The following is a 14,784-nucleotide window of genomic DNA, read 5'->3' on the forward strand; positions in this document are numbered from 1 at the left end:
AAATTAGATTAGGAATTGTTTCAGATGCGATCGCCTCAGGATTAAATTCTCCTACAGTCTCTGAGATTAAATTAGATATATTTTCTGGTGCGATCGCGTTACTTTCAGATTGATTTAATCTGTCTGAAGATGAAGGGATTTTTGGGGAAGAATTCGCCAATTTTGAAAAAGAAGATTTAGCTACATCTCCGATCATAGTTTTTTGAGGAATATTAATGTTTCTAGGAATTATATCTGAAGCTATAAAACGAGAAATTATTGTTTCTGTGTTAGAAATAGATATACTCAAAGGTGCAATCGCTTCTGTTTTAGATTGATTGGAGACATTATCTAACTCTAATCTGGGAGTTTCGGAAGAATAATTCTCTGGGAAAGAAACAGAAGACTCATTTACTTCTTCCTTATTGAAAGTTGTAGAAATATCAATTTCTCTTTCTAATGGTGTTATTTGTGAATCTCTAGAAGGGGAAATAATGGTTTCTGAGTCTGATGTAGAGATACTAGGTGGTGCGATCGCCTCATCTTCATTCTGAGTTGTAGAAGTATCTATTTCTGTTTCTGGTGGCGTTATCTGTGAATCTCTAGAAGGGGAAATAATGGTTTCTGAGTCTGATGTAGAGATACTAGGTGGTGCGATCGCCTCATCTTCATTCTGAGTTGTAGAAGTATCTATTTCTGTTTCTGGTGGCGTTATCTGTGAATCTCTAGAAGGGGAAATAATGGTTTCTGAGTCTGATGTAGATATATCTTCTGTATCCATCTGAGATGTAGAAGTATCCATTTCTGTTTCTGGTGGCGTTACCTGTAAATCTCTAGAAGGAGAAATAATTGTCTCTGAGTCAGATATGGAGATATTTTCTACATCTATTTGATTTGTAAAAGTATCTATTTCTGTTTCTGGTGGCGTTACCTGTAAATCTCTAGAAGGGGAAATAATTGTTTCTGAGTCTGATGTAGATATATCTTCATCTTTTATCTGATTTGCAGAAGTATCTATTTCTGTTTCTGGTGGCGTTATTTGTGAATCTCTAGAAGGGGAAATAATTGTTTCTGAGTCTGATGTAGATATATCTTCATCTTTTATCTGATTTGCAGAAGTATCCATTTCTGTTTCTGGTGGCGTTACCTGTAAATCTCCATAAGGAGAAATAATTGTGTCTGAGTCAGATATGGAGATATTTTCTACATCTATTTGATTTGTAAAAGTATCTATTTCTGTTTCTGGTGGCGTTACCTGTAAATCTCTAGAAGGGGAAATAATTGTGTCTGGAGTAGATGTAGATATATCAGATGGTGCGATCGCCTCATCTTCATTCTGAGTTGCAGAAGTATCCATTTCTGTCTCTGGTGGCGTTATCTGTGAATCTCCATAAGGGGAAATAATTGTTTCTGAGTCTGATGTAGATATATTTTCTACATCTATTTGATTTGTAAAAGTATCTATTTCTGTTTCTGGTGGCGTTACCTGTAAATCTCTAGAAGGGGAAATGATTGTGTCTGAGTCTGATGTAGATATATCTTCATCTTTTATCTGATTTGTAGAAGTATCTATTTCTGTTTCTAGTGGCGTTATTTGGGAATCTCTAGAAGGGGAAATAATTGTGTCTGGAGTAGATGTAGATATATCAGATGGTGCGATCGCCTCATCTTCATTCTGAGTTGCAGAAGTATCCATTTCTGTCTCTGGTGGCGTTATCTGTGAATCTCCATAAGGGGAAATAATTGTTTCTGAGTCTGATGTAGATATATCTTCTGTATCTATCTGAGTTGTAAAAGTATCTATTTCTGTGTCTGGTGGCGTTACCTGTAAATCTCTAGAAGGGGAAATGATTGTGTCTGAGTCTGATGTAGATATATCTTCATCTTTTATCTGATTTGCAGAAGTATCTATTTCTGTGTCTGGTGGCCTTATTTGGGAATCTCCATAAGGAGAAATAATTGTATCTAAGTCAGATATAGATATATTTTCTACATCTATTTGATTTGCAGAAGTATCTATTTCTGTGTCTGGTGGCGTTACCTGTAAATCTCTAGAAGGGGAAATGACTGTGTCTGAGTCTGATGTAGATATATCAGATGATGCGATTCCTTGTGATTCTCTAATTTTTGGAGTAGTTTTTTCCCTGTAGGGTATTGTTTCCACAGAAGTAAAAGGATATGCAGCAAAAGGATTCCTCTCAAAGGTATTCTCCTGATTGACTACCTTAACTCCTTCTACATTATTCAAAGGATATGCAGCCGATGGTACAATTAGTTTCTTAGGAGAGATTCTTTCTTTTCCCAAAGGATATAAAGGTAAAATAGGATAAAAATGCCCAAGAAATTTACTTGAATCAGTAGGCAATGTCATCAGTTTCTCCTGTTAAACTTATCCAAAAAATCCTAATTCATCTCTATATCGAGGTTGATATTTATTTTCTGAAATAACTCCTCTCTCTGGACCATAAATCTTAATTCTTTCGTAAGCTAAAGTTAACTCTTCTATCGCCACTACATTAGCGTTAGCTTGTAAGCTAGGTGCTTTCCATTGTACAGGTATAGCACCAATAATAAGCCAACTTTGCATTCTTTCTCCCGCTTGATTGTAAACCATAATATTTACATCTCGTCTTGTTTGGGGTCCTAAATTATTGACAGCTTTTTGATTATTGTCTATTTTTTCTTTTTTCTTTTTACCTATATCAATTGTGGGTCCTCTTTCTGCATTTAGTACGTAATTAATCCAATTCCAAAACTCTTGATCATCAGTAATACCACGCTTTAGTACTACATCCGAATATTTAGCATGTCCTGGGAATACTCGTTGTTGACTATTAACTCCTCCTTCTAAATATATTTCTTTATCTATGGTTACCCCTAAACCAGAACATTCACTAAAACATGCTGTAATTTGGTTCTCGATTTCTATATAAAATCGATTCGCTGTTACATAGTTTAATTGATGAATAGTTAGTGAATCTTTTTTCCCATTTCCCGTATTACTTTGTACCATTATCTATTTTTTCCATAACCTTGTGTTTGTTCCTTTTGAAGGTATAAATCCTCCCGCAACAGTTGATAAACATAATCGGTTAATTCTCTAATCAACAAAGGATCCTTTAATACTTTAGCCGCGTAAGCCATTATTTGTTGAGAATCTGGATTTCTGTCTAGACGTAATTCTATCGGCAGAGAATAACCTGAAGATGATACTGTAGTTTTTATCGGTATTGAATAAGGATCTGAAGGATATTTCCCGGGTGAAGAAGTCATCTTTCCGCCCTCATGGAGACTCTCGCTAAACCTCTCATCAGGTTAGCGATGAGAGGAAATGAGGGACCATTATTATGTTGCATAGTTATATCCATCTGCTTTGTGAATAGGTTTACTATCATACAAAAGTTTCTCTAGGGATAAAACTAGACCTTAGTCTAGTTTTATCCCCGCTCAATATATTATGATCGATTTATAGATTTGTCTTAATGCTATCTTACAGATTAATTATATGGTGGATATTATTTCTTGTGGGAAGGAAGTCGATATTTTTCATGATGAGGATTGCAATCGATATTTTAGTTCAGAAGATTATAAATTTAATGTTAAACCTTGTACTGAGGGTAAAAGTTTTTTTATTAAAATCAATGAGTGGCCGCGAGATACTTCTCATTCTCAAGTCGAGCTTTTTTTGATTGGTGATTCTGAAGCTAACAAGATTAACAATGATAGCGATTTGAAAGCATATAATGAAAAAAAATGGTATAGTAAATCCCCTGAATCTAGAGATATTGTTGTATTATGCAACGATTATTTTAAGGTGACAATTTTTAATTGTCCACAAAGCCAAGGCAATATTACTTTTTATGTATTTTTACGTTTTTATTCAGGCAATACAAGTAAAATTTATAAAATCAATAAGAGTTTTCATGTAGATTTTAGTGAAATACCTCTAAAAATTGCAGAAGTAAATTTGGGAACCATTGATAAAAATGAACATAATTGTCAAGTTGATGTCAAGATAAAAAGAGATCCACAAGAAAAAATAAAATTTAGTAACTTACTTCTAACTGTAGAAAATGATAAAAATACTAAGCATGTTCCAACATTTATTAATGAAGGAAAGCCAACAAATATATTCAATCTCAAATCAAATATAAGTATAAATAAAAATAAAAATGAATTACAATTAGAAGCTTTAACAATAAATTTTAATAGTACGGCTGAATTTGGTAAAACAGAAATTAGCTTTAAGCTAAAATGTGGAGAAACAGTAATTCATTCTATAGATAAAGAAATCGAAATTCCTATATGGATAGAATAATTTATGTGATAACAAATATTGAAAATGAGTAAAGAAGAAAAACCTATAAAAATAGAAAAACTTGATAGATTCACTGGTGATTATAAAATAAGAATTGACAGTAAAACATGGAATTGCCCGAATATATGTATTGAGAGCAAGTATATTGATAATAAAAAAATTTCTGCTAAGAATGATGTTTATGAAAATAGAGATACAGAAAGAATTGGCACAATATTTTTAAAACCAAGAAAAAAAGAGTTAGAAGAAAATCAAGAAAGAAAATACTATTATTGCATAGGTATAAAAGAATATGAAGCAGATGATGAAGAAGAATTAGGATTTGTAATCAAAGGTGAAATAACAGGAAAGATAAAGCTTAACGAACTAAAAAAAATTAAAGAGTTAGAACAAACAGATTATACTACTTATGGCATAAACCGAGAAGATTATCAAAGTCAACAAGAAGAATATATACTTCCTCTTGTATTGTTAAACAGCAGGAATCAAAGACATTATTATATACTAACTCACCCAGGAACAATTGGTCTGAGTAGATTACTATTTATTTTAATTTTCCTAATTGTATTTGGTTTACTCGGACTTGCCTATTTATTTTGGCCACGATATAAACCAAAACATGCAGGTCCCGTAAATGCGATCGCTATGACAAATTTGCTTGATGATAAAAAAGCCGAAATATATAGTGCTTCCGATGATGGTCAAGTCACTAAGTGGATAGTCAAATTAGATTCAAATTGGTATCAAGGGCTACGTTTGTGCAGTCAAAAAGGAGGGTATGAATATTGCAATTACAAAGAGGAAGATATAGATATAAAAGCTGGTAGTGATGATTCAATTTCACTGTTACAGTATATGAATCAAATAGATGAAAACTACTGTGATACTAGAATAGCCCTCGCTGTAGGACTACAAGCAGAAGAACAAGTCGAGTTTAGAAGACTAACCGAAAAAAGAAAAGAGAAAGAAGAAAAAAAAGTATGTGAATTAGAACAACAAAGCCTCGATTTTAGGGGTCGTGGTCGTATTTTGAGCATATTGCAACCAGAAATATCAAATGGTTCTAAAAACCCCTTTCTCATCACTGGTCACGATGAAGGAGTTAAAGTTTGGTATATTCGAGATCAAGAGAATAATGAGAATTCATGGATTTGGCAAGAGTATGAATTTGAATCAGAAGAAAACTCAATACAAAAAATAGAAAAATTTGTTGCTACTCAAAGTATAGCTACTTTTACTCCAGAGGGAAATGATAATATAACTAAACTGATATTAGCAGGTCGATATAATCGCCTTTGGTCTGCTGAATTAAACACAGAAGCAGGAATTATCCAAAAACCTCAAGAAATTTTTTACAAAGATGAAAGAAAGCGTAGTGGTTCCAAAAATCGATATATTTCTGGCTTACATGTTGCTAACGACCTTTTAATAGTTATTGATGACCGAGGATACATTACATTTAATACATTAGATATTAACAAAGAGAAGAATAACGAACTAGAGATTGAACGTCAACAAGAAGATACTGAAGAACTCAAAAAACCCGTTTACGCCAGTAAATTAGAAAAGCATGACAATAATGACAATATTTATTACTTGGTAGTTGGTGATATCCAAGGTCATTTACACTTATGGAGAATTAATTTTGATGAATCAAAATATCAAAGTTCAAAATATACAAAAATAACTGATAAACCTATTCCTACTAGTATTTACGCTCTTGATGTCAAATATATTAATGATACCTTATACATCGCTGTAGGAGGTCAAGATGGTCATGTTCGATTAGTAAAATATAAAGTTACAGATTCTTAATGAAACGAAAAAAGTCAAGACAATGTATGATAATAGAACTGGGATAACATTTCAGCCTCCACTCCAACAAAATGTAAATATTAACGAAAAACAAAGCTATGAAATCTTGGTAGAACCTAGTAAAATTAATGAGCTTAGAAAATATCAAGATGATATAAGCTTAATAATAGAAATTTATAGCTCTAAAGATAATCAAGATATAATATATAATCAAGGTTATTGGTTTACTCCCAATAAAAACAAGGAATTTATCTCATTTTTCGCTGATAGAAAACAATACAAAAAACAATTATATCTGGTTAATCTTAATAAAATTAAGGTAGTAGGAATTGCCTTTAAAGAATTTACCACGCTAGAAAAGTATGAGTATAAAATTATTTTTGAATTTCAGCAAAATGGAACCAGTATCTGGAGGAGTGAGGAAGTTCATGAATTTACAGTTGTAGATAAACAAAGCAAATTTAGACCGAAGATATATCTAATTGGAGAAGACCTTCAGCGAAAAGGAGAAAATCAATGGACTTTTGAACCAAAATTCAATAACTTTACAGAAGGAAAAGAAGAAACAACTGCTAATGACAGTGAAAACATAGGGAAAAAAATAAAACAAATAAAAATTGATTCAATTGAAGAAGAAAAAGACAGAGAATACATAGAAATTGCTCAGATTATCATAGAAAATCCTGCCGATTCTATAGTGCGCCACTTCCATATAGAAACTGAAGTTATCTGTATAAACGAAGATAATGCAACACTTGTTACCACAAAAATTGATGATTTAAATAATGATAATACTCTTAAACTAAATGAAAATAGCAGTAATAAAGAAATCCCAGTTAAATTATTTGTCAAGGTATCAAAATACACAGACGCAGATATATATCAAATAAAGCTAAAAGTGACATACGATAGAAATCAAAATGAAGAGCAATCCGAAAAACATTTTATAGATATAGAAGTAGTTTGATTATTTTTTGAGCAACGCGCAAAATTTATAAGAATATTTATTATGAATAATCACAGTTCACCAGATAAATTATCCAACGAAATAAAAACATTTTATTTAAACGTTAATAACACAACAAAAGAACGTCAACCTGTTCATATTTATGTTAAGATTGTTGCTCCTGATAATACTGATAATACTGAAAAATATAAAAAATATAAAAAATATTTGAATATAGAAATTATAGAAAACAATCAGAAGATTAAGAGAGATAATCCAAAACCCGAGGATTCACATATATTAGAATTTCATGATCAAGAATTAATTCGTAATAAATCTAGGAGATATACTATACAAGTATCACTCAAAAAACCTCCATCTTTCTGGTCTAAACCATTTTCTCGAATCTGCTTTTTTTTACGAAAGCCATTTTGGCGGAATCGCCGCATAACACTTTGTTTTGAGTCTAATTTATCCATATTAGATTCAGAGAATAAAGTAATCAAGGACAAGAAAGGAAAAAACAAGCTACTTTTACACTTTCTCTTGAAAAAAAGTATATCTAAAATGCAAAAAATTTCTTTACTTCTACTAATGCTATTAATTATAATCCTAGCTGGATTATGCGGTTACTTGGGTTATCAAGCTTATGCAAAATCACTGCAACCGCAAGTTAATATTAGGTTAGCAAATATTCCTAGTGAGAAATATAAGGATCAAGTCTTGCGCAATGTTCCCATTAAATTATATTTAGATATTGACTTACTAGAAAAATCCCAAAAATCTATAACCGCTGCCGAACTTAAATATATTCCAAGTAGCGATGAGGAAGAAGATACAGAAAGCAAAGATTTAGTAGTAGAAGATTTAAAAGCGACACTATTTGACTCAGAAACAACAAAAAGTGAATTCAAATTAGATTGCGATCCCAAAAGACAAGGAAAAGCAAAAATGACCTGTTATCGCTATCCTCTTGAAATAAATGAGGAATTAAATGAGAAAATCAATCAAGAATTAAATAATCCCGGCAAACATAAATTGATTTTAGCAATTGAACAAAATACCTGGTGGAAAAAACAATTAATAACTACAGATGAATTGACAGTTACAAGGGTTAAACCTGTGAAAATTATTGTTGATGACAATTCTCTAGAAAAAAATGATGATAATAACTTCTTAGTTAAATTTAAACTAGAACAACCTGAGTTAGTAGAAAAAATAACTATTACTCAGATGATTAATGATACCCCAGTAAAAACTTATCCAAGTTTTACGAAGGATAATCTAGAGACAATTTATCAGGAATCATATTACCAAGATGAATTTCCCATAGAAAAATCAACTAGCTGTGGTGAACTTAAGTACATATTTGAAATAACTGCTGATACTATAGACACTGTTAATGGTGGAAAGCTTCCGCAAAAAACTAATGAAATTCAGGCAGAACAAATTCGTGAACCTCCTCAGGTAAGTTTCACATATCTACTTAGTAACGGCAAATCGGGTAACATACCATCAAATGAACCTGTTATTTATACTCCAGGAGACACAGTTACTCTGGATTTGCATATTACAACTAATTGTCATATTGTTAAGGTATGGAAAAAGGAAGAAGGCTTAGAACGTCAATCACTGCAATCCTCCTCAAAAGATTCCCAACAATTTAATTACTTTTCTTCTTTTGAATTAAGTCAACGAGTTACTCAAGTTGGCTTAGAAGGTTCTGAAAATGCTAGAGAAGAAGTACGCGATCGCTTAAGTCAATATAGAATCACTTTTGAGCCAGAAGAAAAGATAATTGAACCAGAAGACAATGATGAAAATACTGAAACAGTGCCAGAAAATACAGAATCAGAGTAAATATAATTAAATTCTTTCTACCATAGGATATGAATGACTCTCAAAATAGTCAAAATCAACTCATCTCTGAGTTTAATCAGGAATTTGGACAAATACATCAAGTACTTATAGGTTTGGACAAGTTAGCCAAACTTTTTCACCTATCCAAATTTGAATGTAACCTATTGGTCCTGTGTGCGGGAATGGAGATAAAAAATAGTTGGCCCTATCTTTTAGCACAATTACAGGGAGAAAACTTGCATCGGTATCCAACTTTTAGCCTAGGGTTGCGGTTATCTCCTGCGGCCTTTAATTGGCAATATCTTTTACCCTCAGCAACTCTAAGAAAATGGCGTTTTATTGAAATTAAGCCGGGTGATACTTTGATTAATAGTCCTTTGGGTCTTGATGAAAGAATTTTATTTTTTTTACTTGGTCAAGATTGCTTGGATGTACGTTTACAAGAATTGGTAACATCTGTGGAAACAGTGTTACCCCTAACAGCATCTCATCAACAATTAGCAGCAAAAGTAAGGGACTTGTTCCCAACTTTTAAAAATATTCAACTATATAGTCAAGAAAAAATAACTAATCGGGCGATCGCCCAAGCTATATGTCCCAATTCTCCCCTAGTCTCTCTATCCACATCTCAACTACCAACTCAAACCCAAGAATTAGCCCTACTCAAATGTTTACTATCTCGGGAGGCGATTCTGAGAAACCAAGTTTTATTGTTAGAGAATTATGACTTAAATCCAGAAGCAATAGCCAGTAATGAAATAATCAACCACTGGTTATCTACCATCGACTTTCCGGTTATCCTATCTACACCTAAAGCCCAACCACTAGGTAATTTTTACCGATTTCAAGTCCCTTTTCCCACTCAATCAGAACAAAAACAACAATGGCAGACAAGTTTAGGACAAATAGAAAATTTAGAAACTAACACCCAAATTGAGAAAATTGTCAGCCATTACAGCTTTAGTACACCTGAGATTGAACTAATTAGCCAACAATTTAGTCATAATTCCTCAGATGAAGAACTGTGGGAAATTTGTCGCCGTCAATCTCAACATCAATTAGGCGGTTTAGCTCAAATAATCAATACTAACGTCACCAATGATGATTTAATTTTACCTCCATCAATCAAAGAAACTCTTAGCCAAATAAAAAACCAGATGGAGTATAGAACCCAAGTATATTACGAATGGGGTTTAGGAAGCAAAAATCAACGAGGTTTAGGGATTACAGCCCTCTTTTCTGGTGCTAGTGGCACAGGTAAAACCATGGCAGCCGAAGTATTAGCTAACGAACTAAAATTAGACCTTTGTCGAATTGACTTAAGTTTAGTAATTAGTAAATATATTGGAGAAACCCAAAAAAATCTGGCTCAAATCTTTGCCGAAGCAGAAAAAGGTGGTATAGTACTACTATTTGATGAAGCCGACGCTTTATTTGGTAAGCGTTCTGAAGTCAAAGATAGTCATGACCGTTACGCCAATCAAGAAGTTAGTTACCTCTTACAGCGTATTGAAGCCTACCAAGGATTAGCGATTCTTACCTCTAATCTGAAACAAGCCGTTGACTCAGCTTTCTTAAGACGTATTCGTTTTCTTGTAGAGTTTCCCCTTCCTGACTCCAGCCAGAGAGTGAAAATTTGGCAAACCATGTTCCCCGTTTCTCATTCTATTCACAACCTCAACTGGCAAAAATTAGCCCGATTAAATCTTACAGGAGGAAATATTCGCAATATTGCCCTCAATGCTGCTTTTTTTGCCGCTCAACAAAGAGAAAAAATTCAGATGAAACATATTTTACAGGCAACTCGTAATGAATATCATAGACTAGAGAAATACTTAAGAGAAGAACAAATTCAAGATTGGGTGGTGAGAGAAAAGTAGAGAAAGTTAAGTAATTAATAAAAATTATCAATAATTGAAGGACTTAATTTTATGGAATTTAAAATATACGAATTTGAAAAAACTGGGAAGCGCCAAAAGGAGCCAACAACTTATAGGCTAGTCAAAAATGAAAATAATAAATTTATTAAACTAGGGGATGGTAATAATGGTATTGTTTTAAAAGCAAAAGCAATAGGAAATGAAATAATTAATTTTGCTCTCAAAATATTATATGAAAATGTTAATGGGATAGAAGAACGTTTTTCAGATGAAATGACCTATACTGAAAAGGTTATTTGCTCAACCGGAACTACAAACCCCACAGGAGTTTTAATTCTTGGTGGAGGTACTGATAAATTTTTAACAGAAAATGATACTTCTGAATTAGAAGGGTATAGATTAGGTATATCTAATTATGCTTACATATCAGAAGAATTTGACAAAACCCTCAAAGATTGCTTACAAGCCCACGGATATGATAATCTGAAAAATGCAGACATGGCCACTAGGATTACTCACATCATTCCAATTATTCAATCAATAATTGGAGGTTTAATTAATCTACATAGAAGTGAGTGTCTTCATTTAGACCTTAAACCAGCTAATATTTTTGTTAAGCTTGATCCTGTAAATGTAGACAATTCAAAAATAGTTATTGGTGATTTAGGATTTTTAGATACATTCACGAAAGAAAAACCTATACCTCAGTATTTTATCAGTCCCGATAGTAAATCAGTCAATGAAAATATTTTATCTAAAGGAACAATTCATTTTCGCTCTCCCGAACAAATTAATATGTTTAACGAAAGTGATGTGAAAATTGGTCGAGATGGGAAGAGCTTAATCATAGATGATTTAAAGCTTATTGAAACTGGTATCCTAAAAAAAGGAGATTTTTTACAGTTTCCTAGTACAAAACATTTAGCTTTTATAGGTAAAGATCCAGAATTAGTAACAAATAATGGACAACAACGCTGGAATATTGAACTAGATAGAGTATATAGTATAAAAACAAAAGAACAAGATAATCATCAACTAAGTACTACAGTCAACCACAATAAAATTCAATTTTACGAAGAAACCAATGGCTTACCAGAACAGTTTACACAAAATGAAAACGAAACCTTTTTAGCTAAATTTTATAAAAAACCAGGCATAGCAACAGATATGTATGGAATGGGAGCCTTGCTTTATGACTTAATCACAGGAGGTGCTCCTCCTGAAACATTTTATAACAATCTCAAAGGCTCTGGTTTTGAAACACAAGATCCAGACTCAAAAAATTATCGTCCAGTTGCAGAAATGATTGAAGACTATAAACAATTTACGAATAGTCAATCTCCAAATCAATCTTTAAGTTTAATTTACCAGCATTTCAAAGATAACTATAACAACTATGCTCATCCAGATATTGTCAAAATTATACTCAAGTGCATGTTGTATAATGCTCCTGATACTTATTGTAATCAATCAATTAGGAAAAAAGAAGAATTTTTGAAGTCCCCTCAATCTCAGGATCCAGATCAATTTCAGCTAAAAAATAAACAATTTAAATATTCCTCCCCTGTTAGTCTGCTAAGACAGGATCTTGAAAAAATCACAACGAAAATGGGAGCAGAAACCATACTAGTTGATAACGATATGAAGCAAAAAGCCAAGAATTTTCCAGAAACTAATATTATCACCTCAGGAAAAAAACAGCATCTTCCTCAACCAAAAATGGATAGAACTACTTTTCAAGAAGAATTAGAAAAAATTAAATTTAGCTTCATGGAGGACTAACTATGAATAGAGCACAAAATTTTCATCAGTCTTTAGTTAATGGAATTTGGTTTTGTTGCAAGTTTCTAGATCAAATTAAGCGTATTAGTGACGATAGATATCCAAAAGATTATAATTATTTTGCTGAATTTGATCCCAATTTTATAGATATGCAGCAAGAGGAACGGGATAATCCTATTAAACATAAAGTATCTAAATATAGAAAAAAAGAAGAATATGAAAGAATATTGTTAAACAAAAACAGTATTACTTTTGGTGCTCGTGGAAATTCAGCATATTTGCCAAAATACCTTACAGGGATGGACTTAGATATTAAGCTACGATATTTATCAAATAATCAATATAGATATAGTTTTGTTGATAGTGGGATAGAGATAGAAGAGAATGATTGGCTGGTAAGACGAAGACTAGGAGAAGCTCCCGAAATTAAACCTCAACTTTACAAAGTTACTGATGTAAACGCAATCGAGAAAATTGTAACTATTGAGCATCATAGGCCGTCTAGTGATGATTCAGTTGATGATTCAGTTGCTAATCCTCCAGTAGTCAACAACTACCCTCAAGCTGATACACAGGTTAACAATTCAGATGATTCTAATGATAATTATTTCTTAGTAAGTGATTCTCAAACTAATTCAAATGATTTCAATGATGATGATCCTCCAGAAGAAAGTCAAACTCAATACAATCAAAACAGTCGAGATCAATGGACATATTATAAACACATTCAACCGTTGCATTACTATAGGCACATGCTTGCTATATATATATATGATTATTTTTTCTATGAAAAAATAACTAAAAATGATTATCTTTTACTCAATAGTTGTTTAGACAAAATTAACAGCCACTTGATTATACAGCCTAATTCTCAAGTGACAATTAGGTCTGTAGAAGAAGCAAAAAAGATTTTTCTTAAATCAGTATTCTCAAGAGAAATAGATAATAAAATTAAGTCTATAGAAAAAGCTTACAAATTAATAAAAATTAGAAATGAGATTTTTGAAGTATATAACGAAATATATAATGAACTTCAAGAACTAAATACACCATCAATAAAAAACAGTTCCTCTCTAAAAACAGCTATACAAGAATTCAATAAGTTAATCATAGAAGAAGTTAAGCATTATCATGCCGACGGTCAAAACCTTCATAACCTTAACATAACAAGATTAAATGAGAATAGGAGTGATGTACCTCAACAAATTGAAGAAGAGTTGAATAATTTACAAAGGCGAATTGAAAAACCTCCTTTTTATCTAGTTTTCATGCAACTACCAATTATCAAAAAATTCGCTCAAAAAAAAGTAGGAGATTGGCAAACAGAAAATCAACAAAACATTCAACAAATACGAAGACAAATAGAGAGAATAAATCAAAATTTAGTTGAAAAAGTCAATAATGTAAACAGAGATATAGACACAAAAAATAGAAATATAGTCCAGGAATTTGAACAGATTACTGCGCGTTGGGAAAATGTTTTAGAAGACAAAGCAAAGAAAGTCCAGGAATTACTAAATATCAAAGAAAAATTAGTTGATATTGAACGCTACAAAACAGAAGCAAAAGAAATAGTTACTACTAATCAAAATAATCATACTAATATTGGCGCTCATATTGATCAAATTCTTACTCAAATTGATCATGAATGTTCGCAAATAGGGTTTAATCGAAACGAATGGACTTTGCATCAGTTAGATGACGAAACAGACCGATTAACAAAACTCGAAACTGACAAGATAAATTATGAAGATTTTAATTTAACAAAAGATGATTACGAAGCCTTCAACAAACTGCTTGACTTGTATTTAAAAATAGCACGATTTTACCTTTGCTTAACTTTAAAGAAAAGCCCAGAGTATAATACAGGTTTTGTTAAAGAAACATCTAGTCAAGATGATGATAACACGATTTTAACAGATAAATACACATACACAGATAAATACCTTATCAATACCTTAATTCCTGCAAGATTTAAAGATATAGTAGACGATTACATATCACCTTTATATCGGACAGAACCTGAGTTTTTATCGTTTATTGATATTAAGCGTGACCATCCATTGAAATTAAAAGAAAATATTAAACGCTTTATTTCGCAACCAAAAAATTCAAAACTTATGGCAATATTCGATTTCTCTAAGCTTATTGAAACTTTAATAGACTTCAAGCCTCAACCCGACAACTCCAACAGCTAAAAATCA

The 14,784-nt window shown here is 32.1% G+C and carries 10 protein-coding genes; 7 read left to right on the forward strand and 3 right to left on the reverse strand.

Annotated elements, in window-relative coordinates; translation table 11 throughout:
- From MW688_RS03295 to MW688_RS03305, 3 genes are all read right to left on the reverse strand, one after another.
- On the reverse strand, positions 1-2,350 hold a 2,350-nt coding region (locus MW688_RS03295), incomplete at its 3' end, for a hypothetical protein (protein WP_486734489.1).
- Positions 2,351-2,368: 18 nt separating this feature from the next.
- On the reverse strand, positions 2,369-2,992 hold the full coding sequence (locus tag MW688_RS03300) for a phage tail protein (protein ID WP_486734490.1): 624 nt from the start codon (positions 2,990-2,992) through the stop codon (positions 2,369-2,371).
- The gene (locus tag MW688_RS03305) at positions 2,992-3,252 is read right to left on the reverse strand and encodes a hypothetical protein (RefSeq protein ID WP_486734491.1); all 261 of its coding nucleotides are present in this window, start codon (positions 3,250-3,252) and stop codon (positions 2,992-2,994) included. The genes MW688_RS03300 and MW688_RS03305 overlap by 1 nt, the downstream gene beginning before the upstream one ends.
- Before the next feature lie 232 nt (positions 3,253-3,484).
- Here MW688_RS03305 and MW688_RS03310 point away from each other — a divergent pair, with 232 nt between their 5' ends.
- From MW688_RS03310 to MW688_RS03340, 7 genes are read left to right on the forward strand one after another with little or no spacing between them, the layout of a single operon-like run.
- Complete coding sequence (locus MW688_RS03310; protein ID WP_486734492.1) at positions 3,485-4,297, forward strand: hypothetical protein; 813 nt, start codon at positions 3,485-3,487, stop codon at positions 4,295-4,297.
- A gap of 24 nt (positions 4,298-4,321) precedes the next feature.
- Positions 4,322-6,112 (forward strand): hypothetical protein, encoded by a 1,791-nt coding sequence (locus MW688_RS03315; protein ID WP_486734493.1) that lies wholly within the window; start codon positions 4,322-4,324, stop codon positions 6,110-6,112.
- Positions 6,113-6,134: 22 nt separating this feature from the next.
- The gene (locus MW688_RS03320; protein ID WP_486734494.1) at positions 6,135-7,079 is read left to right on the forward strand and encodes a hypothetical protein; all 945 of its coding nucleotides are present in this window, start codon (positions 6,135-6,137) and stop codon (positions 7,077-7,079) included.
- A 42-nt stretch (positions 7,080-7,121) separates the two neighbouring features.
- Positions 7,122-8,918: a hypothetical protein gene (locus MW688_RS03325; protein WP_486734495.1), complete on the forward strand. Its 1,797-nt coding sequence runs from the start codon at positions 7,122-7,124 to the stop codon at positions 8,916-8,918.
- A gap of 29 nt (positions 8,919-8,947) precedes the next feature.
- Positions 8,948-10,798: an ATP-binding protein gene (locus MW688_RS03330; RefSeq protein WP_486734496.1), complete on the forward strand. Its 1,851-nt coding sequence runs from the start codon at positions 8,948-8,950 to the stop codon at positions 10,796-10,798.
- Between the two features lie 51 nt (positions 10,799-10,849).
- Positions 10,850-12,580 (forward strand): hypothetical protein, encoded by a 1,731-nt coding sequence (locus tag MW688_RS03335; RefSeq protein WP_486734497.1) that lies wholly within the window; start codon positions 10,850-10,852, stop codon positions 12,578-12,580.
- Positions 12,581-12,582: 2 nt separating this feature from the next.
- The gene (locus MW688_RS03340) at positions 12,583-14,778 is read left to right on the forward strand and encodes a hypothetical protein (RefSeq protein ID WP_486734498.1); all 2,196 of its coding nucleotides are present in this window, start codon (positions 12,583-12,585) and stop codon (positions 14,776-14,778) included.
- Positions 14,779-14,784 lie beyond the last annotated feature (6 nt).

It is taken from the genome of Johannesbaptistia floridana (assembly GCF_057440575.1).

Bases quoted from the DNA above. Each gene is read 5' to 3' on its own strand.
- MW688_RS03300 (WP_486734490.1), bottom strand. From the start codon at position 2,992: ATGGTACAAAGTAATACGGGAAATGGGAAAAAAGATTCACTAACTATT.
- MW688_RS03305 (WP_486734491.1), bottom strand. From the start codon at position 3,252: ATGACTTCTTCACCCGGGAAATATCCTTCAGATCCTTATTCAATACCG.
- MW688_RS03310 (WP_486734492.1), top strand. From the start codon at position 3,485: ATGGTGGATATTATTTCTTGTGGGAAGGAAGTCGATATTTTTCATGAT.
- MW688_RS03315 (WP_486734493.1), top strand. From the start codon at position 4,322: ATGAGTAAAGAAGAAAAACCTATAAAAATAGAAAAACTTGATAGATTC.
- MW688_RS03320 (WP_486734494.1), top strand. From the start codon at position 6,135: ATGTATGATAATAGAACTGGGATAACATTTCAGCCTCCACTCCAACAA.
- MW688_RS03325 (WP_486734495.1), top strand. From the start codon at position 7,122: ATGAATAATCACAGTTCACCAGATAAATTATCCAACGAAATAAAAACA.
- MW688_RS03330 (WP_486734496.1), top strand. From the start codon at position 8,948: ATGAATGACTCTCAAAATAGTCAAAATCAACTCATCTCTGAGTTTAAT.
- MW688_RS03335 (WP_486734497.1), top strand. From the start codon at position 10,850: ATGGAATTTAAAATATACGAATTTGAAAAAACTGGGAAGCGCCAAAAG.
- MW688_RS03340 (WP_486734498.1), top strand. From the start codon at position 12,583: ATGAATAGAGCACAAAATTTTCATCAGTCTTTAGTTAATGGAATTTGG.